Source organism: Streptomyces sp. NPDC048565, assembly GCF_040650935.1.
GTDB lineage: Bacteria > Actinomycetota > Actinomycetes > Streptomycetales > Streptomycetaceae > Streptomyces.
Window position 1 is genome coordinate 286,131 of record NZ_JBEZIH010000001.1, and the last position, 22,959, is coordinate 309,089.

The following is a 22,959-nucleotide window of genomic DNA, read 5'->3' on the forward strand; positions in this document are numbered from 1 at the left end:
AGGACAGAGTGATGCGAGGGCACACGGTGCTGGTCGCGACCGAGGACGAGGACGCCACAGCGGATCTGGTGATCGCCGAGTTGAACCGGCGCCGTGTGCCCGTCCTGCGGTTCGATCCCGGCCGGGATCTCCCGGCGGCGGCTGGACTCGCCGCACACCTCGGTCAGTCCGGGTGGGAGGGCACCCTGACCGTGCGCGACAGAACCGCGGACCTGTCCGAGGTCCGGTCGCTGTACCACCGTCGGCCCAGCCCGTTCGGCCTGGCGACAGGCGGTGACCAGTCGGCACGGTTCGCGGCGGGCGAGAACCGGCGTGGACTCGGCGGAGTGCTGGCCGCGCTGCCCAAGTGCCGCTATCTGAGCCACCCGTCGGCCATCGCCCGTGCCGAGTACAAGCCGGCGCAGCTCGCGGTCGCGCTCACCGCCGGGCTGCTCGTCCCCCGTACGCTCATCACCAATGATCCGCTGGAGGCGCAGGCGTTCACCGCTGCCCGGCCCACGATCTACAAGCCGCTGCACGCCGGTGCGTACGAGGTGGACGGTGAGCCGGCCGGTATCTGGGCAGCCTCCGTAGGGGCCCGTCAGCTCGACGACACCGTCGGCCGCTGCGCGCACCTCTTCCAGGCGCAGGTCGACAAGGTGGCGGACATTCGGGCCGTCGTCGTCGGCCGGGAGACGTTCTGCGTGCGCATCACCGCTCCGCCCGGCGTCGTCGACTGGCGGGCGGAGTACAAGAACCTCTCCTACGCGCCCGTCGACTGCCCGCCGAGCATGCGGCACGCCCTCCTCCGGTTTCTCGACACCTTCGATCTGGCCTACGGCGCCTTCGACTTCGCCGTGTCCGATGACGGTGCATGGTGGTTCTTGGAGTGCAACCCGAACGGGCAGTGGGCCTGGCTCGAGGCCGCCACCGGCCTGCCCCTCACCCGTGCCATCGCTGACCTGCTCGAACAAGGGGAAGAACGACGGTGAACGAGTACAACGCTTCCACACACCACCGGGCCGCTCTGGCCCGCGAGCTTGCCGGGGCCGGGGTGCTGCGCAGCGCCCGATGGGACGCGGCTGTCCGGGCCGTGCCGCGTGAGGCGTTCCTCGGCGGAGGCTGGTTCGAATACGAGGACGGCGGCTGGTACCGGCCCGCGTTTCTCGACGGCGCGAGAGGCCTGGACCGCGTCTACGAGGACGACACGCTGGTGACCCAGCTCGCGGCGGCCGTCGTGCCGCGCGAGGTCGAGGGCAGGATCGCCCAACGCCCCACGTCCTCCTCGACCCTGCCGAGCCTGGTGGTGCGGATGCTGGAGGACCTGGAGGCAACCGAAGGAACGAGTGTTCTGGAGATCGGCACCGGAACCGGGTACTCCACGGCCCTGCTCAGCCAGGCGCTCGGCGAGGAACGCGTCACCTCGGTCGAGGTGGACGCCGATGTGTCCTCACGCGCCGCGGTGGCCCTCGACAGCCTGGGCCTGCGGCCGGACCTGATCGTCGGCGACGGGCTCGCCGGACTTCCCGCCGGAGGAGCCCCGTACGACCGGATCATCGCGACCTGCGCCGTGCGCACCGTGCCCGGCGCCTGGATCACCGGGAGCCGGCCGGGCGGAACGATCCTCGCGACTGTGGCGGGGTGGATGGGCGCCTCCGAACTGGTCCGGCTCACCGTCGCCGCTGACGGGACGGCGAGCGGACCGGTCCTGGGCGGACACGTCTCGTTCATGCTCGCCCGGCCCCACCAGCCGCCGCCGCTCGGACTGCTGCCCGACCTGGACGACGCCGAGCCGGAGCCGACGGACCTCGGAGGGGACATGCTGGACGAGTGGACGCCCCGATTCGTCACCCAGTTCACGGTGGAGCGCGCCCAGCGGTTCTGGCTACCGCGCAACGGGCGAACCGAACAGGTCATCGTGGACATCGAAGCGGGCGCCTGGGCTGCGGTGTACGAGCAGCGCGGCAGGTGGCTGGCCCGCCAGGGCGGCCCACGCCGGCTGTGGGACGCCATCACCGAGGAGTACACCCGCTGGCACCGAGCGGGGCGGCCACCGGCCGAGCGCATGCGCCTCCATGTCGGGCCGGGGGGCCAACGTCTGACGTGGGTCTGAGAGGTTGGTGTCCTGGCCGGGTGTGATCGTCAGGTTACAGCTGGCCAGGCGTGAAGTCGCGTGCTCTGTCGTAGAGATGACACACCGTGTCCTCCGTGGTGGAGGCGCCGGACGCGGTCGACGATCCGCTCGCTCCTCGGGGAGAATCAGCCGCCATGTGGAACAAGAGACCCCTCGTGCTCGCCCTCCTGGCGTCAAATGTCGTCCTGCTGGCGCTGTTGATCGCTACGAATCTGCCGTCCGACGGTGATGTCGCGATAGGCAAGGCAGCCCCCCGAGACGCGACCGCCAACCTTCCTGAAGTCAAGGAGGGCACGGTCCTGGCCGCGAATCGGTGGCCGGACGCGTGCTCGCTCGTGAACCAGGAGGAGGTCGAGGCGATCCTCCCTGACGCCAAGGAGATCAAACAGGAGAGCCGCCGGATCAGCGCTTTGTCGGCCAAGGAGTTCGCCGCGGATTCCTCGTGGAAGGAAAGTGACAGCTCCGAGTTCGGCCAGTGCCTCTACAGCATGCGTCTTCCGGGCGAGACCTACGCCGCTACCCAGTTCTGGGTCCGCATCGAGGCAGTGGCCGACCCCAAGTTGATTGCCGGCTACCAGGATCGCGTTGCGGCAGGAATCAAGGCCCAGGGTGCGAGCGGCGCGGATCACTGCGTCATCACCGGCCTCAGCGAAGGAAGTTGGAACTGCCGAAAGGGTCCGCTGCTGTTCACGGTGGGCGGGCAGAGCAGCGCGGTCTTCAAGGGCGTTTCGGCCCCAGCACCTTTCATCTGGCGGGACGACGTGCTCCCCGAGTTCGTCCGGACCATCGCCGCGAAGATCAAATAGCGCCCACAGGAGCGGCAGAAGCGCGGCAAAAACCATGTTCACAGAGCTCGTGCCGGACCCCTGACCTCTCCGTCGACGACACCGGCCCCGGAGGATGTACTACGCCGGCACTGAGCCCGGGCCGATGCGTCTGGTGGCGCACCACTGGGCTCGCACCCCGCACCCCGCATCCCGCATCCCGCATCCCACATCCCGCACCCCGTCTACGCGGCGACCAGCCGAGATGTGGATAGGGACGGGTTCGAGGATCTGTAGCTACACCGCGAGCCGGCACTGCCCCACGCCCACGCCCACGGGGACCGTCACCGGCATGTGGCGTCTCGTCCGCCGGTCGTCGCCTCGGTCCGGGTCCTGGGGACCTTCCGCAGGGAGTGGCCCGCAGGGGTCTTGGCCTCGTCGGACGAGCCGCTGTCCTCGTCGGAGTTCGTGGCCGCGGACACCATCGGGGTGACAGCGGCCGCGACCACTACCGCGCCTGCGGTGCCGAGCACACCGCGCCGTGAGAAGCGGGACTTGAGGCAGTGCGACGTGGACCTGGGTCCACCGGCCTCCTCACCTGCGGGCGACATCGGGTGCGGAGAGGAAGGGGCGGTGGGGTGAGACATACGGGCTTCCTTCATGAGATGCCGAGGGGGCATGTCCTGCCCGCCGGGACAGGCGCCGACCCTGACGACCCGTCAACTGCCGCCGTGAGCAGTGCCCGTACCCCTGCGGGGGACTCCGGCCGCCGACGCCGAAACCGCCTGCCCGCCACGACGACCTGGTCGGCCGACGTCCCCCGCCACCGTTGCCCGAAGCCTACGCGGCACGGCCGAGGCCTGGCACTCGTCGACGCCCTGGCCCACCGCTGGGGCTGGGGCGTCCGCGACCGCGTCGGCCCGGGCAAGAGGGTCTGGGCGGAGTGCGCACTGTCCGCGAGGGTCGGACGGCCCGCGTACGGGCCTTCCGAAGCGTGAAGTTGCGGACGGAGATCAGTCCGTTCTGCGGCATTCCACCGTCCGTAACACCCCACGCGCACTACGCCGCGCGGGGGTGGGACGGGGCGTCCGTCAATCAGGTCGGGAACTGACCTGTATGGCTCCTAACGTGTTCCTTGGCCGGTGGAACAGGAACGACAGAAGGCAGAGATAGAGATCATGACTGTCAGTGGCACGACCATCCGCGACACCTCCGATGCCCCGGCGGCCGTCACCGGCGAGCGCGCCGACCTGCTGGAGATGCTGGCCGAGCACCGGCGTTTCCTCCGCTTCACCACCCGGGACCTCACCGACGAGCAGGCCGCGTTGCGCCCCACGGCGAGCGACCTGTGTCTGGGGGGACTCGTCAAACACCTGACCTCGGGTGAACGAAGCTGGGCCGCCTTCATCGTGGACGGTCCGTCGGCCATGGGGGACTTCACCGAGATGACTGAGGCGGACCTGGCCCGGCGGGTCGACGAGTACCGGATGTTCCCCGGCGAGACGCTGGAAGGCCTGCTGGCCGACTACGCCGAGGCGGCCCGCAGGACCGACGAACTGGTCACCACCCTGCCCGACCTGGACGCCACCCAGCCGCTGCCCAAGGCCCCATGGTTCGAGGGCGACGTGCGGTGGTCGGCGCGCCGGGTGCTGATGCACATCATGACCGAGACCGCTCAGCACGCAGGCCACGCCGACATCATCCGGGAGTCGATCGACGGCGCCAAGACCATGGGCTGACGTGGGCCGACATGGGCGGGCAGGCGTGGGTGGGCCGGCGTGGGTGGCCGCTGGACCGCCACAACGCCCGGACGCCCAGGTCGGACCGGACGCCCAGGTCGGTCTCGGGTGAAGTTACGGACCGCCCTGAGTCTGAATTGTCGCAATTAGTCGTCCGTAACCTCCCCGACGCCGACCCCGACCCCGACCCGCGCTCAGCTACGAACAGGTAGCTGCCGGGCGAAGCGACGGACAGCATCGGTGAAGGCATCTGGATCGTCGAAGTTCGCGAGATGTCCTGCCCGCGGGATCAATTCGACGCGGGCGTGCGGATGCGCGTGGGCGAAGTCCATCTCGCCGGACCGGAAGACGGTGTCCTTCTCGCCGTTCAAGATGAGCACGGGAGCCGCCACATGACGCATCGCACCCGCGTCAAAGCGGCCCAGCACCTCGCTCCAGGCGGCTGGCAGGGTGTGGAAGGCGTAGCCAGAGAGGATGGTCGCCTCCACCACCTCGGGAGGATAGAGCCGACGCAGCAACCGGTCATTCCACCGGGCCAGCCGGTTCGCCGGTATGCGAGGGACGAGCCCGGCGACCCACCGATAGGGCGTTGCCCAAGGGCCACGAGTTGAGGCGCTGGCCCCAGCAAGGACCAGCCCCCGCAGCTGCTCGGGGCAGCGCCGGGCGAACTCCAGCGAGGCGTATCCGCCGAGCGAGTGCCCGACGACCAGAGCCGGTCCACAGCCGAGCGAGTCCACCGCGGAAGCAATGATCTCCGTCGCCGCGTTCAGGCTCCAGGGTTGAGCAGAGCGGGCACCGTGGCCTGGTAGGTCGACAGCGGCTACCCGGAAGTCCTCGTCGAGTGCGGCGAGCTGTGGGCTCCACTGTCCCGCGCTGAACCGCGTCCCGTGCACGAAGATGATGGGCGGTGCACCCGCTGCAGTCATAAGCCCCCCAGATCAGCACTCTCCTCGAACCGACTCTACCGGCGGGCCATCTCACCGTTGAGACGCGGAGATGCTGGCCGGCGAGGACGCTCAGTCACAGTGTGACGCGCCGCCCGGGAGCTGTGCCGGGCGGCACGGGGCCGTCATCCTGTCCGGGTGGCGGAACGAGTGCGGCTTCGAGAGATCGATGACGACGAGGGGCAACGGCTGCTGCGGATCATCCGCAGGGGCACCGGGTCGGTGGTGACCTGGCGGCGGGCCCAGATGGTTCTGCTGTCCGCGCAGGGCATGCCGGTGGCGAGGATCGCCGAGGTGTCGTTCACCAGCGACGACCGGGTCGGAGACGTCATCCACAACTTCAACACGGACGGCTTCGACTCGCTGTATCCGAAGTACTCCGGCGGTCGGCCGAGGACGTTCACGGACGTTCACGCTGCCGGAGCGCCGTGAGATCAAGAAGATCGCCAAGTCCGAGCCCACTGAGCACGATCTGCCGTTCTCGACCCGGAGTCTGACCATGCTGGCGGACTTCCTGGTCGCAGAGGGGGTGGTCGACGACATCAGCCACGAGGGCCTGCGCATTCTGCTCCGCGAGGAAGGCGTCTCCTTTCAACGCCTGAAGACCTGGAAGACCTCCCGTGATCCGGACTACGCGGCCAAGAAGACCCGCGTCGAGCGTCTTTGTGCGATCGCCGACGGAGAGGTCACACCCGAGGACGGCGAACCCGAAGTCATCTTCTGCATGGACGAGTTCGGCCCCCTCAATCTGATGCCGCACCCGGGCCGGCAGTGGGCCGAACGCGGAGGTAAGCACAAGGATCCCGACCGTGAGCCCCGCCGGCGGCGCCGGGCGACCTACAACCGCTATGGCGGGGTGCGGCACCTGTTCGCCGCCCTGGGCCTGGCCAAGGACAAGCTCTACGGCCACATCAAGCCGGTCAAGAGGCGGACGCAGTTCCTGGAGTTCTGCCGCTACCTGCGAAGCCTCTACTCGCCAGAGGTCCGGATCGCGATTATCAGTGACAACTTCTCTCCGCACCTGACCACGAAGAAGTGCCGGCGAGTCGGCACCTGGGCTGCGGCCAACAACGTCGAGATGGCCTACACCCCGACCAACAGCTCCTGGCTCAACCGCATCGAGGCCCAGTTCACAGCCCTGCGCTACTTCACCCTCGACGGCACGGACCACGCCGACCACATAGAGCAGGGCAGCATGATCCGCCGCTACATCGTCTGGCGAAACCGCCACGCCGACGACCGGCGCCTACGCGCCATCGTCGACAGGGCGAACGTTGCCTGATCCGGCACTAGTTCCGCTGTGCATGCCCGAGGGTCGGCGGCCACAGATCGTCCCCGGAGAGGCCGGGGTCGCCGTCCTGCCACCCGGGGTCGTAGGCGCAGGGGCCGGTGGCGCCGCCCATGAAGTACTCACGGTCCGGAAACCAGGTGAAGGACATCCGCTCGTCCCCGTCGTCCCGCTGGACGAACAGATCCCAATTGCCCTTCTCGCCGTCGCTGTAGGACGTGATCTCCCAGCCTTCGTCCTTGAGTTGCTGGTGCAGCCTGCGGAGTCCGGGGACGGCCTGGCTCGCGGGTACGTGGTTCAGCGCCCAGCGGTGGCTCATCCGGTAGGCGCCGTCGACGGTCTCGTCGAGGCTCAGCAGCCCTCCGCTGTAGCAGTAGCCGGAGGCGAGCGTGTTCTCCGTGCTGACGCCGATGTCCTCGACTCCCGGTCGCACGGTGCGCGTGAACCCCATGACGTCGTACGCCTCCTGGGACCGCTGGAAGGCTCGGTCCGCCATGTCCTCGGGCGCGACGCGGGAGAAGTCCGAGGACCCCCACGCGAGCTGGACGAGCAGGACGAGTACGACGACGAGCGCGGCGCAGCCGCTCCCCACGACCCCGAGGACTAAAGCGCGGGGCCTGCCCCGGGACCGGGAGGGAGCCGAGGGCACGGGTCCGGGTCCGGGCGGGGGCGGGGTGGCTGTTGCGGTCTCGGGCATACGGGGGACGGTATGCCCGAGGAGAGCTGGGCGAATGGGCTCGGCTACCGCCCATGGAGTAGGTAGCCGTACTCAGCCGCCCCCGCCCCCGCCGCAGTCTGAGTGCGGCTGTACGGACTCCGACCGGGCGGGCGCTCGCACGCGTAGGCTCCCCGTTCCATGAAGGTACTCATATCCGTCGACATGGAGGGTGTCTCGGGGATCGTGCACACCTCCGAGACGAATCCCGACCGCTACGACTACGAGCGCGGCCGGGCGTTGATGACCGCCGAGGCGAACGCCGTCATCGCCGGTGTCCTGGACGCCGAGCCCGGCGCCGACGTCAGGGTCGCCGATGCGCACGGGCCGTTCCGTAACCTCCTGCCGGAGGAGATGGACCGGCGGGCGCGTCTGGTGCGTGGCAAGCCGCGGCCCCTGGGCATGCTCGGAGGGCTCGACGAGGACACCGACGCCGTCCTGCTCGTGGGCTACCACGCCCGTGCGGGGGCAGGTCCCGGCGTGATCGCGCACACCATGAGCGGGGACATCCTGGACGTGCGCGTGGCAGGGCGTTCGCTCGGGGAGATCGGTCTCAACACCGCGATGGCCGGGCACTTGGGCGTACCGGTCCTGCTGCTCAGCGGCGACGACGCCGCCTGCGCCGAGTTCGGTGAGCTGGCCCCTTCCGCGGTCACCGTCGCGGTCAAGGAGGCCATCGCGGCGGCCGCCGCCGTCACCCTGCACCCTGAGGTGGCGCGGGAGCGGCTGCGCGCCGGTGCGGCCGAAGCCATCGGGCGGCGTGCTCTGGTCCCACCGCTGGACATCGCCGGGCCGCTCGCTGTCGAGGTGGACCTCGTCGGTGCGGCCGCCGTCGACCTGGCGACGCTGGTGCCCGGCGTCTCACGCGCCGATGGCGGCCGTACGGTCGCGTTCACGGCAGCCGACTTCGGCGAGGCCTACCGCCTGGTGCAGCTACTCGTACAGCTCGCCTCGATCAAGCCCGGGTGAGCGGGGCGGCGGGGGTGGCGGTCGGTGGTGGGGGGAGGTTACGGACGGGGGGTTGTCTGGTTTGAGGTGGTATGCGGGTCCGTAACTTCCCCCGGCGCCGGTGCCGGCGCCGGCGGGGCGGCCGGTGCCGCCGGGCGGCGGGGGCCGATGGCTGGGGCGAGGAACACGGCTACGGCTACGGACGCGAGGACCACGGTCATCGCGGCCCGCAGCCCGTAGTGGTCGCCGAGGAAGCCGAGCGAGGGCGGGCCCACCAGGAACGCGATGTAGCCGATCATCGCGACCAGGCTGACGCGGGCCGCCGCGTCGGGGCCCGAGTCGCCGGCGGCCGAGAGGGCGACGGGGAAGCCGAGCGAGGCGCCCAGGCCCCAGAAGAGGACCGCCGCGCCGGCCAGGACCGGCGAGTCGGCGAAGATGACGAGGGCAAGGCCGAGGGACGCCGACAGTGCGCTGGCCCGGACGACGGGCGCGCGGCCGAAGCGGTCGATGAAGAAGCCTCCACCGAAGCGGCCGAGCGTCATGGCGGCGGCGAAGCCCGCGTAGACGGCCGAGCCCAGGGCGGGGTCGACGCCGTGGCCGTCGACCATGAGCAGGGGCAGCCAGTCGTTGGCGGCGCCCTCGGCCAGCGCCATCGCGAGGATGATGCCGCCGATCAGCAGCAGGCGCCGGTCCTTCCAGACCGCGGGGCGGGCGGGGGCGGGACCACCGTCGGCCGGGGCGGTTCCGGTCCTGCCGACGTCGGCGGGGATGGCGCGGAAGGCGTACACGAACATTCCGGCCGCGACGACGGCCATGGCGGTCAGGTGCCACTGCACCGGGAACTCGACGGCGGTGCACAGGATGCCGATCCCGGCTCCCACGACGGTGCCGAGACTGAAGAAGCCGTGCAGGGTGGGCAGCACCGTGCGGCCGGTGAGCCGTTCGACCTCGGCGCCGTCGATGTTGACCGCCACCTCTCCGCCGCCCATCCCGGCACCGAAGAGGAACAGCCCGGCGGTGACGGTGGGGGCCGAGGAGAGCGGGGCGCCGCAGCCGATGGCCACCGCGCCCGCGATGGTCAGGGACGTGCCCACGCCCATGACCGGCCGGGTGCCGAACCGCGCGACCAGCGCCCCCGAGCTGAGGATGCCGGCCATGGAGCCGACGGACAGGCCGAAGAGCACGAGGCCCATCTGCGCGGTCGACGCGCCCAGTTGGTCCCTGATGTCGGGCGTGCGCGTCACCCAGGAGGAGATCGACAGGCCCGGTACGAGGAAGAAGAAGCACAGTGCCGTTCGGCGGCGACGTGTCTGTGTGGCCAGGTCCATCAGTGACGCGCTCTTTCAGGAGTGCACGGCCGGGCGGACGCCGCCCCCGGATGAGTATGTACAAACGTACACTCCTCCGGGAAGGTCCTCCAGGGCGCGAGCCCCCGCACGATCACCGCGATGCGCGCGACCCGCCCCACCCGGGACAACGGCTTCGAGGCCGCCGTGGAACCGTGGACGTCGGACGGGCCCGCGACCCTGCGGGCGCTTCCCCGGATCGGTTCGAGTCCGGCTTCAGCACACCCTCATCGCCTTCATCGCCTTCATCGCCTTCATTCAGCATCCGTGACACACGTCACGGGAACCCGTCAGGGCGGTCGGACAGTACTCCACGTGACTCACTCAACCCACAGCCGTCTCCGCGAAGGCGACCCGGCCGCGCTCGCCGAGGCTTTCCGGGAGCACGCGAACGCCGTGTACCGCCATGCCCTGTGGTCCACGGGAAACTGGGCCACGGCCGAGGACGTCGTCTCCCTCACCTATCTGGAGGCGTGGCGCTCACGTGAGCGGCTGCGCCCTGAGGAGACCGGCAGTCTGCGCCCGTGGCTTCTGGGCATCGCCACCAACGTCCTGCGCAACACGGCCCGTTCGGCCCGGCGGCACCGGAGGGCCCTGGCCCGGATGCCACGCTCGGACACCGTCCCGGACTTCGCCGAAGAGGTGACCGGGCGACTGGCGGACGCCGAACAGCTGGTGGCGGCCAAGGCGGCGCTGGAGAGGCTGCGGCGCGCCGAGCGCGAGGTGCTCACCCTGTGCGTCTGGGGCGGTCTTGACTACGCGTCCGCCGCAGAGGCCCTGGGCATACCCGTCGGCACCGTGCGCTCCCGGCTGTCCCGCGCCCGCGCCAAGCTGCGCGACTCCGTAGGGCACCCGGCCACCCCGCGCGAGGACACATGGAGCGGACCCGGTCGGGAACTCCCCGGAGGCAGCGGACAGATACAGCGTGTGAACAGCATTCCGGCTCGAACCACCCAGGAGAACCCCGCATGAACGCCCTGTTCCGGAACCGCTCCGGCGCCGCCACCCCGTCCTCCCGTCCGGCGGGCCCCGCCCACGAGGAGGGGAACCAGGAGTGGCAGGAGGCCCGCGACCGCACCGAGCTGGCCGCACTGCGTGAGATGCTCCCGCCGCCCGCCACCCCCGGGCTTCCGCCCACCCGTCACGCGGAGCTCGAAGCACACCTGATGAGCGAGGTCGACGACACGGCCGCCACGTCCGACGCCGCGAAGTCCGCCAAGTCCCGATCCGGCGCCCGTCACCCCTCGGCCTTCGGCTGGCTGACGCCCGGCCGGTCGATGTCCCTCGGAGCGGCTGCCGCCGTCGTCGCGGCGATCATGGCGGGGTTCGCCGTCACCGGCAGCAGCGGCCAGACGGCTGTCGCCGCGCCCGCCCCGCTCAAGGTGGAGAGCTCCCGGGCCACCGTGCCCCTCGCCACGGTCGCGCAGCGGGCCGCCGCCCTCGCCGGTTCCCACGGCGCCGCGCACCGCGGGACCCACCGCCGGGAGTGGGCACTGGGAATGTGGGACGACGGCAAGCACGAGCCGGAGCAGATGCCGGTGATCGAGACCCGCGAGCGCTTCGACGCCGACGGCAGCGGTGAGGTGCAGGACATCAAGGACGGCCGGGTCGTCGACCGCACGCACCTGCCGGCAGGCTCATGGGAAAGGACCGCCGGCTACCGGAGCACGCCCCCGACCACCGTGGGCGGGCTCGCCGACTACCTGGCGGAGGACAACCCCGACACCCGTGGCAGCACGTACTGGACGATGAACTCCTTGGAGGGGCTGCTGCGTGACTGGACGCCCGGCCCCGCCGAGACGGCCGCGATCGACGGTCTGCTCGCCAAGCAGTCCGGCCTGCGTGCCATCGGTCCGGTCACGGACCGTGCGGGACGCCAAGGCCAGGCGTACGCGGTCGACTTCAAGGGGACGGTGCGGTGGACGATCATCCTCGACGAACACACCGGACGCATCCTGGGCATGGAGCTCTCCAGCATCAGGACCGACCCGAAGATGCGGCTCGAGCCCGGTGACGTCGAGCAGTACGACGCCTACCTGGACTGAGCCCGCACGCCTGGTCACAGCGAGGCCCCCCGGGTCCCGCACGTCACGCCACGGAGCCCGGGGGCTTCCCGCCGCCGGGCTCCGTGCGTACGTACCGGCACGGAGCCCGGCTCCGTGGCGTACGTACCGGCACGCCGACGCGGCTTCTCCCGTGTGCTCCATGGCGCTGTCAACCGCGCGGGCCCCAGCGGAACCAGCGGCGCACGCCCAGGGTGGCCGCCGTCGTCCAGGCCGCGGTGACCAGCAGCAGGCGGACCTGGTCCATGCCGCCGAGATCGCCCGTCCAGCCGCCTCGCAGGAGGTCCATCACCGGGGAGAACGGCAGCCAGGCGCTGATGTCGGCCGCAGCGCCCGGCAGCACCTCGCGCGGCAGGAAGAGCCCGGAGCCGGCCATGGTCACCAGCATGAACGGCAGGAACGTCAGCTGCGCGCTCTCCGCCGTCCGCGTGAAGGCGGCCGTCAGCGCGGACAGGGCGACGAGCATCACGACGCCGCCCAGCAGCCCGAGGAGCACCAGGTGCGGGGCGGCGGGCGCCGGGGCGTCCAGGACCATCGTCAGTCCGACGGCCAGCAGCAGGCACTGGACGAGTGCCAGCACGACCGCCGGGAGCGCGCCGCCGGCGAGGATCTCGGCGTCGCGCACCTCGCCGGTGCGCAGCCTCTTGAGCACCAGGCTCTCGCGGCGGGTGACGTACACGCCGACCAGATTCGTGTAGACGGAGAAGAACAGGGCCATGGCCAGGGTCCCCGGCAGCAGGACGGTCGCGATCGACAGGCCGGTGCCGGCCAGGTCGAGGCCCTTGACCAGGCCGCGCATCGAGAAGGCCATGGTGGCGGGCAGGACGAGCGCGGTGAACAGGGCTGCCCTGCTGCGGAGCAGCAGTGTCAGCTCCGCGCGGCCGAGAGCCGCCATCCGGGACACGGGGCCACTGCGGACCGGTGCGGCGGCGGGCAACGGGCCGGCGGGGACGGACAACGTGCGGGTGGGGGTGGGGGGTGTCATCGTGACTCCTCCTTGTCCAGGGTCCTGGCGATCTCCATGAAGGCCTCTTCCAGCGAGGCGGACCGGGCGTCGAGGGCGTGCAGTGCGATGCCTGTGCGGTCGGCCCAGGTGAGCAGTTCGGTGGCCGTGCGCTGGAGGTCCCGGGTCTCCAGCCGTACGGTCCCGCCCTCGGTCGTGTGCCGGGTCACGCCCATCGGCGCGAGCGGCGGCAGTTCCCCGAGGAAGCGGTCCTGGGGCAGCCGGAACGTGATCCGGGAGGGCCGTTCGGCCACCACGTCGGCCACCCGCCCGGTGGTGGCGATCCGCCCCTGATGCATGATCGCCAGCCGGTCGGCGAGCTGTTCGGCTTCTTCCAGGTAGTGCGTGGTCAGCAGGACGGTCGTGCCCTGGAGCTTGAGTTCGCGGATCAGCTCCCAGGTGTCCCGGCGTGACTGGGCGTCCAGGCCCGTCGTCGGCTCGTCGAGGAACAGCACCTCGGGCCGCCCGAGCAGGGCCAGCGCGAGATCGAGGCGGCGGCGTTCGCCGCCGGACAGCTGCTTGACCCGCACGGCGCGCCGGTCGGACAGGTTGGTCAGGGCGAGGGCCTCGTCGGCGGGACGGGCGCCGGTCGTGCAGCCGGCCCACATCCGTACGGTCTCCAGGACCGTCAGCTCCGGCGGGAACCCGCCCTCCTGGAGCATCACCCCGATGCGGTGCCGCACCGCCGACCGCTCGCGGAACGGGTCGTGGCCCAGGACGCGGACGCTTCCGCCGCTGGGGGTGTCCTGGCCCTCCAGGAGTTCCAGGGTGGAGGTCTTGCCCGCCCCGTTGGTTCCCAGCAGGGCGAAGAGCTCACCTCGGGCCACCGTGAAGTCGATGCCGCGTACGGCTTCGAAGTCCTGGTAGCTCCGTTTCAGTCCGATGGTTTCGATGACTGCGTTCATGTCATCCAGCCTCCCGGCGGGACGGGGCGGAGGGCAGTGCCGCCTGTCATCGGACGTCATGACGGGTGTCATGCCGGTCCGTGACACCCGTCATGCGGGTGCGTGTACCGCCCGTGACACCCGCATGGGAGGTGCGTGCGCCGAGCGCAGGAAATCCCCGCCCCTGAATTGCGGAGCGGGGATTTCCTCGCGTATATTGGATGGTTCTGTGTGCCCACAGAAAAAGGCCCCTCACTGGGGGCCACTAAGAAACACCATATCCGGCAGGGAGCGATTTTGTCAACTCGCGAAAACGTCGAATTGCAACAGGAACAGGAATTCATCGACCGGCTCTACGACCGTGTCGACGCGCTGCGCGGGGTCACCGCACGCCGTGTCGAGGACGCGTTGACCCCGGTGGGGAACAACCTGCAGGCCCGGCTCGAACGGGATGTGCTCGTCTCCGAGCGTTCCGGCCTGCTGGCCGCCCTGAATGCGGTGGACGGTTCGCTGTGCTTCGGCCGTATCGATCTCAGCGACGGCGCCGCGCACCATATCGGCCGTATCGGAATTCGTGAGGACGACGCCGAGCACACGCCCCTTCTGATCGACTGGCGGGCACCGGTCGCCCGGCCCTTCTACCTCGCCACCGGGCATACGCCCATGGGGCTGCGGCGGCGCAGACACCTCACCACCGAGGGCCGCGCGGTGACCGAGCTGCACGACGAGATCCTCGACCTGGGCGACCGCGAACGCACCGGCTTCGAGGATCCCAGCGGTGACGCCGTGCTGCTCGCCGCGCTGAGCTCCGCCCGTACCGGCCGCATGGGCGACATCGTGCGGACCATCCAGGCCGAGCAGGACCGCATCATCCGCGCCCCGCACCGTGGCATCCTCGTCGTCGAGGGCGGTCCCGGTACCGGAAAGACGGCGGTCGCGCTGCACCGGGCCGCGTTCCTGCTGTACGAGCACCGTGAGCTGCTGGCCAAGCGCGCGGTCCTGGTCGTGGGCCCCAACCCGGCCTTCCTGCGCTACATCGGCGAGGTGCTGCCCGCGCTCGGCGAGACCGGCGTCATGCTCGCCACCCAGGCCGAGCTCTTCCCGGGTGTCCACGCCCGCGCCACCGACACGCCCCGCGCCGCGGCCGTGAAGGGCGGCGCGGGGATGGCCGAGGCCCTCGCCCTCGCCGTACGCGACCGGCAGCAACTGCCCGAGCCCGGCGCACCCGTCGTCGTCCCGCACGACGACGGGGACCTCGTCCTGGACTGGGAGATCGCCTACGAGGCCAGGCAGGCGGCCCGCGAGACGCGTCTGCCGCACAACCTCGCCCGCCCGTACTTCACCTTCCACATCATCGACGCCCTGACCGAGCAGCTCACCGAACGCATCGGCGCGGATCCGTACGGCGGCCCCAACTTCCTCGGCCCGGACGATGTCGCCCAGCTCGGCAAGGGCGTCGCCGCGAGCGAGGAGGTGCACGCCGCTGTCGGAGAGCTGTGGCCACTGCTCACCCCCGAGGACTTCCTCGCCGGCTATCTGGCCGAGCCCGTGTACGTACCCGACGAGGACGCCGAGGCCATCCGGCGCGCCCCCGGCGACCGGGAGTGGACGCCGGCCGATGTGCCGCTCCTGGACGAGGCGGCCGAGCTGCTCGGCTCCGACGACAGCGCCGAACGGGCCGCCGCCGAGGCGGAGCGCCAGGAGCGGGTCGCCTACGCGCAGGGGGTCCTGGATCTGTCCCGGGGCTCGGAGACGTACGAGTTCGAGGACGAGGAGGACTCGGAGGTCCTGGCCGCCCACGACGTCATCGACGCCGAGCGGATGGCGGAGCGCCAGGAGGAAGCCGATCACCGCAGCGCGGCCGAACGGGCCGCCGCCGACCGGACCTGGGCGTTCGGGCACATCATCGTCGACGAGGCGCAGGAGCTGTCGCCGATGGCCTGGCGGCTGCTGATGCGCCGTTCGCCGACCCGCTCGCTGACCCTGGTCGGGGACCCGGCGCAGACGTCCGAGGAGGCGGGCATCGGTTCGTGGGAGAGGATCCTGGAGCCGTATGTCGGTGACCGCTTCGAGCATGTACGGCTGGGGGTCAACTACCGTACGCCCGCCGAGATCATGGAGCTGGCGGCCAAGGTCGTACGGGCCGAGGACCCGTCCTTCGAGCCGCCGGGTTCGGTGCGCTCCACCGGCGAGACCCCGTGGACCCGGGACTCCGGCGAGGATCTGGCGGGCGCGGTGGCACGGGCCGTCGACGAGCTGACGCCCGATGAGGGCCGGCTCGCCGTGATCGCGCCGCGTGAGCTGCACGAGGAGATCGCGGCCCCGCTCGACGGGCTCACCCCTGGCGCCGAACCCGACCTCACCCGCCCCGTCGTGCTGCTGGGTCCGCGCGAGGCGAAGGGGCTCGAATTCGACCACGTCCTGGTCGTGGAGCCCGGGAGGTTCGGGACGAGCGACCTGTACGTGGCACTGACCCGCGCCACCCAGCGCCTCGGCATCGTGCACCGCGAGGAGCTGCCCGCGTCCCTGCGCTGACAGGGTGGCGATCGGCCGAGCCGCGCTCGCGGCGTTCCTGCACCGCCGCAGGTAGCTGCTGCGAGCAGCGGCGTCCTCCGGGGCAACCAGGTGTGCCCCGGACGCCCCTGACAGGGCGTGGCCGAGGGCATAGCCTCGCGTGGTGACCCTTTGGACCTCCCTGGAGCCCGCGTCCGCCACCGTCGACCCGGGCAGCCGCACGCGCGTGCGGCTGCGGGTGCGTAATACCGGTGATGTCGTCGACGAATACCGCTTCGAGCCGTTCGGGGATGTGGCTCCCTGGATGACGGTCGAGCCGCAGACCCTGCGCCTGTATCCGGGTACGACGGGGGCGGTGGAGTTGGCGTTCGCACCGCCGCGTTCGCCGGACGCGGTGGCGGGTCCGAATCCGTATGCGGTGCGGATCACGCCGACGGAGCACCCGGATGCGGTGACGGTGCCTGAAGGGAATCTGACGATCACCCCGTTCTCCGAGGTGCGGGCGGAGTTGGTGCCGCCAACGGTGAAGGGGCGGTTCCGGGGCCGGCCGAGGCTGGCGGTGGACAACCTCGGTAACACGAAGGTGACGGCGTCGATCGCGGGTAGCGACAACGGTGATCATCTGTCGTACGAACTGCGTCCTGGGAATGTGCAGATCGAGCCGGGCCGTGCGGCGTTCGTGGGGACGACGCTCAAGCCCAAGAAGATCATCTGGTTCGGGACGAAGGAGGAGCGGCCGTACTCGCTGGCGGTGCGGCGGTCCGGGGTCGATCCGACGAAGGTCGAGGGCACGTATGTGCAGCGTGGGTTTCTGCCGCGCTGGCTGGCCACCTTCTTCGGTGTTCTCGTCGCTCTCGCGATCGCGTTCGTGATGATCTGGATCGCGTACAAGCCGCAGGTCGGGACGACTGCGACCGAGCAGACGCAGCAGGCGGGCGCCACGATCGCGCCCAGTCCCAGCGCGACCCCGGAGACCCCGCCGAGCGCGGCCGATTCGCCTCCGGCCCAATCCGAGCAGCCGGCCGCCGATGAGTCCAAGAAGGGTGACGGGGGCGGCGGGGACACCAAGGCCCCGAAGAAGCCCGGCGTGGTTCCCGCCAGGAACGTCATGCTGCGCAACGCCACCACGCATATGTGCGCCGACATCCCCGGGTTGGGCAAGGGCAAGGTCGGTGGGGTCGTCCAGCAGGCCAACTGCCACGAAAAGGGCGACAACGAGTACTGGCACCTCGATGTGAAGTACCCGAAGGGCGGCCCCGGCGCGGTTCCCCTCTTCCAGATCCAGAACGCCACGGACGGGCTCTGCATGAACCTGGAGGGATTCGGAGCCCGCCCCCTCGGATCTCCGGTCAACGAGCGCGGCTGCGACGGCACGACGGCGGAGAACCAGCTCTGGTGGGTCGACAAGCAGGAGAGCGGTCACTACTGGATCCGCAACTTCGCCAGCAACAGCGCGTGCCTGGACGTGAAGGGCCATAACGGCGGCACCGAGACTCCGTTGACCATCGCCGAATGCACCAACACCGACGACCAGGAGTGGGAGATCATCAAGCCGAAGAAGGAGTGAAGGCAGGTACGGGGGCACGGGAGTCCTCGCCCCGGCTGGACACGTACAGGAAATTGCCGCAAGGGCTCAGGGTCATCTCTGCCGCGCTTCTGGTCCCCGTGAAGTCCTGGGAGTCGACGGACAGCGTCTGCCGCCGGGTGAGCGTTCCCGCTCGGGGGTCCCACCTCAGAGTGTGTATGTCTGCGGTCAACTCGTTGAGCAGGTAGGCCGTACGGCCGTCCCGGTGGAAGGTGAGGCGCCTAGGGCCCGAGCCGGCCTCGGTCCCGTACGACAGCGGGCCCTCGGGGCCGATGGAGAGGGCAAGGTGAGAGGTATGACGACCACACTCGGTGCCTTTGTTCTCGGGACGCCCGATCCTCCCGCGCTGGCCGACTTCTACCGGGCCCTGCTGGGCTGGCAGGAGGTCGACCGTGAGCCGGAGTGGGTCCGCCTGAGGGATCCCGAACGCGAACGCCCCGGCCTCAGCTTCCAGCTGGAGACGGATCACGTTCCTCCGGAGTGGCCGCAGCGCCCCGGCAGCCAGCAGATGCAGGCGCACGTGGACATCCTGGTCGACGATCTGGAGGCGGAGACCGAGCGGGCCTGCGCCCTGGGCGCGACGGTGCAGGAGTACCAGCCCGAGGACGACGTACGGGTGCTGCGAGACCCTCACGGTCACCCGTTCTGCCTCTTCCTCCCGGGCGCCTGAGGGCCGACTGCCGGGCCCCGTAGCGGGAGGAGCGGGGCAGGGAGAGGGACAGGAGCAAGGCGGGGGCGGAGCGGGGCGGGGGCGGAGCGGGGCCGCGAAGGTCCTGGTCCGTCCTATCCCCAGGAGCCGGTCCCCACGAGTTCCTCGGAGATCCGCCAGACACGCTGAGCTTCCTCGGCGCTGCGCAGGCGGCTGTACAGCTTCTGCCCCGCAGGGCGGCCGCCCAGATGCCCGGCCCCGCTCGGCCCGTAGAACCCGCCGCCCTCGGCCTCGGGGGAAGTGGCGGCGTAGAGGGCGGGCAGCTGTGCCGTGCGCACCGTTCCCACGATGATGCCGCGGGCGGACAGGGCGCGGATCAGGCGCACACCCAGCGTGTCCTTGGCGCGGCCGACTTCGGGGCGGGCGGCGAGCAGGCTCGTCGGCGCGACCCCCGGGTGGGCGATGTTGCTCGTGATGCCCCAGCCCGCCGCTCTGCTGCGCCGGTCGAGTTCGAGGCCGAAGAGGCCGAAGGCGATCTTCGACTGGCTGTAGGCGCGCATGCCGTTGTAGGAACGCCCCCAGTTCAGGTCGTCCCAGTTGATGGCGTTGCTGTTCGCCGCGACGCTGATCTGGGACGTCACGCGCGCCTGACCGGCTCGCAGCAGGGGCAGCAGGTGGTTGACGAGGGCGAAGTGGCCCAGATGGTTGGTGCCGAACTGCAGCTCGAAGCCGTCGGCCGTTGTCTGCCGGTCGGGCGGGGTCATGACGCCGGCGTTGTTGATGAGCAGATGGACGGGGCGGTCCTCGCCCAGCAGGGTCTCACCGAGCTCGGCGACGGATGCGAGCGAGGAGAGGTCGAGGGCCCGCAGCGAGACGCTCGCTTCCGGATGCCGCTCGCGGATCCTGGCGACCGCCCCCTCGCCCTTACGCGGATTACGGACCGGCATGATGACCTCCGCTCCGGCGGCGGCCAGGCGCGTCGCGATGCCCAGCCCGATCCCGTCACTCGCTCCGGTGACGACAGCGCGCTTCCCGGTCAGGTCGGGAACGGTGATGTCGATGTCCTGGCGTGGCATGTCTGCACTCCCTCACGATGTCGTTGCCCCCACCGTGACCCGACGCCCCGGCCCCATCCAGGGACTGCCGATCCACTGATACGCGCGGCCAGGCTACGGACGACCCTTACGGACAGCGCCGGGACACGCCTGCCGCAGAGGGGGATCGACGCTCCGTGGATGAGCGGCGGCACTCGCGTTAGAAAGGATGAGAAAAGATCGGTACGAGAGGCAGAGCCGCAGGCCGCAGCAAGCGATCCGGGAAGCGGTCCGGGGACAAGCGCCAGGGAGAAAGCCCATGGAGATCGACCGGCCGGCGCTCGCGGCGTTCCTGCGCCGCCGCAGGGAGCTGCTGCAACCCGAGGACGTCGGCCTCCCGCGCGGACAGCGGCGCAGAACCAGCGGGCTGCGCCGCGAGGAGGTCGCCGAGCTCTGCCACATGTCGACCGACTACTACGCCCGGCTGGAGCGCGAGCGCGGCCCGCAGCCGTCCCAGCCGATGATCGCCTCGATCGCCCAGGGCCTGCACCTCTCCCTCGACGAGCGGAACCATCTGTTCCGGCTCGCCGGCCACACCCCGCCCGTCCGGGGCACCGGCACCTTCAGCGAGCACATCAGCCCCGGTCTGCTGCGCATCCTCGACCGGCTGGACGACACACCCGCCGAGGTCGTCACCGAGCTCGGGGAGACGCTGCGGCAGACCCCGCTCGGCACGGCCCTCACCGGCGACGCGACCCGCTACACGGGCCCGGCGCGCAGCATCGGCTACCGCTGGTTCACCGATCCGGCCACCCGTGAGCTCTACGCACCGGAGGATCACGCGTTCCTCTCCCGGATGTTCGCGTCCGGCCTGCGCGAAGCGTCCGCTCTACGGGGCCCCGGCTCCCGGGCCGCTCACTACGCCGAGCTGCTCCTCGCCCGGAGCGACGAATTCCGGGGCCTGTGGGAGAAGCAGGAGGTCGGCATCCGTCCCCATCACGTCAAGCGCTTCATCCACCCCGAGGTCGGCGCCCTCGAACTGCACTGCCAGAACCTCCTCGACCCCGACCAGTCGCACCGCCTGCTCGTCTACACCGCCGTTCCGGGCAGCGAGAGCCACGACAGGCTGCGCCTGCTCTCGGTCATCGGCCCGCAGGCGCTGCGCTGACCCGCGACCCGCCGACCCGCTGCCCCACTGCCCCTCCGCCCCGCGCACCGGTTCCGCGGTGGCGCACAGCGCTCGGCGCAGTCCGGGAACCGTCCGGTGCCGTTCCGCCGTCCTCACGCGCGAACTGCCGCGCGGCGCACAGTGGTTGCCGCTCGGACCACACCACGTACCCGAGGAGCAGCATGACCGTTCTCCAGGACTGCGCGAAGGGCGTCCTGATGCTCACGCTCGTGCTCGGCGCCGCCACGGCGTGCACCCAGTCGTCGGACGGCGGCGGGTCGTCGAAGGGCGGCAGCCAGAAGTCCAGGGACTGGAAGGCCGGCGACTGCGCGGGGCCGGACACGAGCGAGTCGAAGGACGGCTTCCAGGGGCTCGACTGCGACGACCCGAAGGCGACGATCAAGGCACTGGAGGTCAAGGACGGCGAGGTCTTCGCGGGAGCCGTCGAATGTCCGGCCGGCACCGACGAGATCATCTCGGTGAAGGTGTCCTTCGGCGGGAGCTCCGGTGGCGGCATCCCCAGCAAGACCATCTGCGGCCGTAATCTCTCCGGCGACCACCCCGGAGACGCGGGCGCGGGCGGCGGCCAGCTGGTGGTGGGCGACTGCGTGAGCGACGAGGCGAAGGAGGTGGCCTGCGAGAGCGGCGGGAGCAAGGTCATCGCCCTGACCAAGACCGCCGACGAGTGCCCGGCGGAAGCGGACGACCCCATCGAACTCTTCCCGAGCCCGGGCCGTCCGTACGACGCGATCTGCGTCAGCAGTACCTGACACGGGCCGCAGTCCCTCGCGGAGTCAGCCGAAGTCCGTCGAAGCGCGTCGAAGCGCGTCGAAGCATGCACGAAGTCTTGACGTGACCCTGTCGAGATGGGTTTATGGGAGCGCTCCCACATCATCCGATGTTTGCGTCACCCGGCGCCCACCCCACTGGAGTCGCAGTGAGATCAGCAACGAGTACGGCACGCAAGAGCCCCCTGCCCGCCCTGCTGAAGGGCCTGGCCGCCCTTCTCGGTGTCGTCCTGCTGGGCGCGCTCGGCCCCGCCGCGGCGCAGGCCAGGCCCACGCAGGTGGACGCCGCGGCCACCGGTCTGCACATCAGCGAAGGCCGTCTGCTGGAGGGCAACGGCAACGACTTCGTCATGCGCGGCGTCAACCACGCGCACACCTGGTACCCGGGCGAGACGCAGTCGCTTGCCGACATCAAGGCCTTCGGCGCGAACACCGTCCGCGTCGTACTCTCCGACGGCCACCGCTGGACGGAGAACGGCCCCGAGGAAGTCGCGGGGATCGTCGACGACTGCAAGACCAACCGGCTGATCTGCGTCCTCGAAGTGCACGACACCACTGGTTACGGCGAGGACACCGAGGCGGGCACCCTCGACCAGGCGGCCGACTACTGGGTCGGCCTCAAGGACGTACTCGCGGGTCAAGAGGACTACGTCATCATCAACATCGGCAACGAGCCCTGGGGCAATACCGACCCGGCCGGCTGGACCGCGCCCACGACCGCCGCCGTCCAGAAGCTGCGTGACGCGGGATTCGCCCACACGATCATGGTGGACGCGCCCAACTGGGGCCAGGACTGGGAGGGCGTCATGCGCGCCAACGCCCAGGCCGTGTACGACGCCGACACCACAGGCAACCTGATCTTCTCGATCCACATGTACAGCGTCTACAACACGGCCGATGCGGTCACCGACTACCTGAACGCGTTCGTGGACGCCGGACTGCCCCTGCTCATCGGCGAGTTCGGCGGACCCGCCGACCAGTACGGCGACCCGGACGAGGACACCATGATGGCCACCGCCGAACAGCTCGGCCTCGGCTATCTGGCGTGGTCCTGGAGCGGCAACACCGACCCGATCCTCGACCTGGCCATCGACTTCGACCCGAATCGGCTGAGCTCCTGGGGCGAGCGCGTCCTCAACGGCGCGAACGGCATCACCCAGACCTCACAGGAGGCAACCGTCTTCGGCGGCAGCGGAAGCGGCAACAGCAACAGCGCGAACTGACCGCGCCCGCCCCGTCGACCGGCAGGGGCCTCCTGCCGGCCGACGGGCTTTCCGATGCGAGGACGACTGAGCCCGCATCGACGAAAGTCTTCGAAGCTTTCGGACCATTGCCCGAAATCTGCCGGAGCGGCTGGCCTGCCGCTCGAATCCCCCGGACGCCGCCCAAGTCGCCCCGCACATCCCCGGGTTCA

The 22,959-nt window shown here is 70.5% G+C and carries 20 protein-coding genes and 3 pseudogenes; 15 read left to right on the plus strand and 8 right to left on the minus strand.

What is annotated here, in order from left to right:
- Positions 1–11: 11 nt before the first annotated feature.
- The 3 genes from tgmB to AB0C75_RS01245 all read left to right on the plus strand — a co-directional run bounded on the left by tgmB (position 12) and on the right by AB0C75_RS01245 (position 2,919).
- A complete protein-coding gene (tgmB, locus tag AB0C75_RS01235) occupies positions 12–971 on the plus strand; it encodes an ATP-grasp ribosomal peptide maturase (protein ID WP_362885851.1) in 960 nt (319 codons plus the stop codon).
- The gene (tgmC, locus tag AB0C75_RS01240) at positions 968–2,092 is read left to right on the plus strand and encodes an ATP-grasp peptide maturase system methyltransferase (protein WP_362885853.1); all 1,125 of its coding nucleotides are present in this window, start codon (positions 968–970) and stop codon (positions 2,090–2,092) included. The genes tgmB and tgmC overlap by 4 nt, the downstream gene beginning before the upstream one ends.
- 95 nt (positions 2,093–2,187) lie before the next feature.
- Complete coding sequence (locus AB0C75_RS01245; protein ID WP_362885855.1) at positions 2,188–2,919, plus strand: hypothetical protein; 732 nt, start codon at positions 2,188–2,190, stop codon at positions 2,917–2,919.
- 302 nt (positions 2,920–3,221) lie between these two features.
- Here the strand turns inward: AB0C75_RS01245 and AB0C75_RS01250 are convergent, their stop codons facing one another.
- Positions 3,222–3,524, minus strand: a complete 303-nt coding sequence (locus AB0C75_RS01250; RefSeq protein WP_362885856.1) for a hypothetical protein — start codon at positions 3,522–3,524, stop codon at positions 3,222–3,224.
- A 204-nt stretch (positions 3,525–3,728) separates the two neighbouring features.
- Between AB0C75_RS01250 and AB0C75_RS01255 the strand changes: the two are divergent.
- Positions 3,729–3,875 (plus strand): annotated as a pseudogene (locus tag AB0C75_RS01255) (ATP-binding protein); the annotation flags it as partial.
- A 180-nt stretch (positions 3,876–4,055) separates the two neighbouring features.
- Positions 4,056–4,616, plus strand: a complete 561-nt coding sequence (locus AB0C75_RS01260; RefSeq protein WP_362885858.1) for a DinB family protein — start codon at positions 4,056–4,058, stop codon at positions 4,614–4,616.
- Between the two features lie 194 nt (positions 4,617–4,810).
- Here AB0C75_RS01260 and AB0C75_RS01265 read toward each other — a convergent pair whose 3' ends face one another.
- Positions 4,811–5,542 carry an alpha/beta hydrolase gene (locus tag AB0C75_RS01265; RefSeq protein ID WP_362885859.1) on the minus strand — a complete coding sequence of 244 codons (732 nt, stop codon included), beginning with the start codon at positions 5,540–5,542 and terminating at the stop codon, positions 4,811–4,813.
- Between the two features lie 156 nt (positions 5,543–5,698).
- On the opposite strand from AB0C75_RS01265, the pseudogene AB0C75_RS01270 reads away from it, so the two are divergent.
- A pseudogene (locus tag AB0C75_RS01270) lies at positions 5,699–6,842 on the plus strand (IS630 family transposase).
- 7 nt (positions 6,843–6,849) lie between these two features.
- Here AB0C75_RS01270 and AB0C75_RS01275 read toward each other — a convergent pair.
- Entirely contained in the window at positions 6,850–7,440 is a 591-nt protein-coding gene (locus tag AB0C75_RS01275) for a hypothetical protein (RefSeq protein ID WP_362885861.1), read from the minus strand.
- 264 nt (positions 7,441–7,704) lie between these two features.
- Here AB0C75_RS01275 and AB0C75_RS01280 point away from each other — a divergent pair, with 264 nt between their 5' ends.
- A complete protein-coding gene (locus tag AB0C75_RS01280) occupies positions 7,705–8,532 on the plus strand; it encodes a M55 family metallopeptidase (RefSeq protein ID WP_362885863.1) in 828 nt (275 codons plus the stop codon).
- Between the two features lie 38 nt (positions 8,533–8,570).
- Here AB0C75_RS01280 and AB0C75_RS01285 read toward each other — a convergent pair whose 3' ends face one another.
- Complete coding sequence (locus AB0C75_RS01285; RefSeq protein WP_362885864.1) at positions 8,571–9,839, minus strand: MFS transporter; 1,269 nt, start codon at positions 9,837–9,839, stop codon at positions 8,571–8,573.
- 333 nt (positions 9,840–10,172) lie between these two features.
- Between AB0C75_RS01285 and AB0C75_RS01290 the strand changes: the two genes are divergently transcribed.
- Positions 10,173–10,829, plus strand: a complete 657-nt coding sequence (locus tag AB0C75_RS01290; RefSeq protein ID WP_362885866.1) for an RNA polymerase sigma factor — start codon at positions 10,173–10,175, stop codon at positions 10,827–10,829.
- Positions 10,826–11,902, plus strand: a complete 1,077-nt coding sequence (locus AB0C75_RS01295) for a CU044_5270 family protein (RefSeq protein WP_362885868.1) — start codon at positions 10,826–10,828, stop codon at positions 11,900–11,902. The genes AB0C75_RS01290 and AB0C75_RS01295 overlap by 4 nt, the downstream gene beginning before the upstream one ends.
- Positions 11,903–12,071: 169 nt before the next feature.
- Here the strand turns inward: AB0C75_RS01295 and AB0C75_RS01300 are convergent, their stop codons facing one another.
- Positions 12,072–12,905, minus strand: a complete 834-nt coding sequence (locus AB0C75_RS01300; RefSeq protein ID WP_362885870.1) for an ABC transporter permease — start codon at positions 12,903–12,905, stop codon at positions 12,072–12,074.
- Entirely contained in the window at positions 12,902–13,828 is a 927-nt protein-coding gene (locus tag AB0C75_RS01305; RefSeq protein WP_362885871.1) for an ABC transporter ATP-binding protein, read from the minus strand. The genes AB0C75_RS01300 and AB0C75_RS01305 overlap by 4 nt, the downstream gene beginning before the upstream one ends.
- Positions 13,829–14,128: 300 nt before the next feature.
- On the opposite strand from AB0C75_RS01305, the gene AB0C75_RS01310 reads away from it, so the two are divergent.
- Positions 14,129–16,342 (plus strand): helicase, encoded by a 2,214-nt coding sequence (locus tag AB0C75_RS01310; protein ID WP_362886151.1) that lies wholly within the window; start codon positions 14,129–14,131, stop codon positions 16,340–16,342.
- Positions 16,343–16,484: 142 nt separating this feature from the next.
- Positions 16,485–17,888: an RICIN domain-containing protein gene (locus AB0C75_RS01315; RefSeq protein WP_362885873.1), complete on the plus strand. Its 1,404-nt coding sequence runs from the start codon at positions 16,485–16,487 to the stop codon at positions 17,886–17,888.
- Here the strand turns inward: AB0C75_RS01315 and AB0C75_RS01320 are convergent.
- On the minus strand, positions 17,869–18,288 hold the full coding sequence (locus tag AB0C75_RS01320; protein WP_362886153.1) for a beta-propeller fold lactonase family protein: 420 nt from the start codon (positions 18,286–18,288) through the stop codon (positions 17,869–17,871). The two genes, AB0C75_RS01315 and AB0C75_RS01320, sit on opposite strands and share 20 nt — an antisense overlap.
- Between AB0C75_RS01320 and AB0C75_RS01325 the strand changes: the two genes are divergently transcribed.
- Positions 18,202–18,576 carry a VOC family protein gene (locus AB0C75_RS01325; protein ID WP_362885874.1) on the plus strand — a complete coding sequence of 125 codons (375 nt, stop codon included), beginning with the start codon at positions 18,202–18,204 and terminating at the stop codon, positions 18,574–18,576. The genes AB0C75_RS01320 and AB0C75_RS01325 overlap by 87 nt on opposite strands.
- Before the next feature lie 113 nt (positions 18,577–18,689).
- Here AB0C75_RS01325 and AB0C75_RS01330 read toward each other — a convergent pair whose 3' ends face one another.
- Positions 18,690–19,631: an SDR family oxidoreductase gene (locus tag AB0C75_RS01330; RefSeq protein ID WP_362885876.1), complete on the minus strand. Its 942-nt coding sequence runs from the start codon at positions 19,629–19,631 to the stop codon at positions 18,690–18,692.
- 277 nt (positions 19,632–19,908) lie between these two features.
- Between AB0C75_RS01330 and AB0C75_RS01335 the strand changes: the two genes are divergently transcribed.
- The 3 genes and pseudogenes from AB0C75_RS01335 to AB0C75_RS01345 form a co-directional block, all read left to right on the plus strand.
- Positions 19,909–20,757, plus strand: a complete 849-nt coding sequence (locus AB0C75_RS01335; RefSeq protein ID WP_362885878.1) for a helix-turn-helix transcriptional regulator — start codon at positions 19,909–19,911, stop codon at positions 20,755–20,757.
- A gap of 182 nt (positions 20,758–20,939) precedes the next feature.
- Positions 20,940–21,527: a hypothetical protein gene (locus tag AB0C75_RS01340; RefSeq protein WP_362885879.1), complete on the plus strand. Its 588-nt coding sequence runs from the start codon at positions 20,940–20,942 to the stop codon at positions 21,525–21,527.
- 167 nt (positions 21,528–21,694) lie between these two features.
- A pseudogene (locus AB0C75_RS01345) lies at positions 21,695–22,735 on the plus strand (glycoside hydrolase family 5 protein); the annotation flags it as partial.
- Positions 22,736–22,959 lie beyond the last annotated feature (224 nt).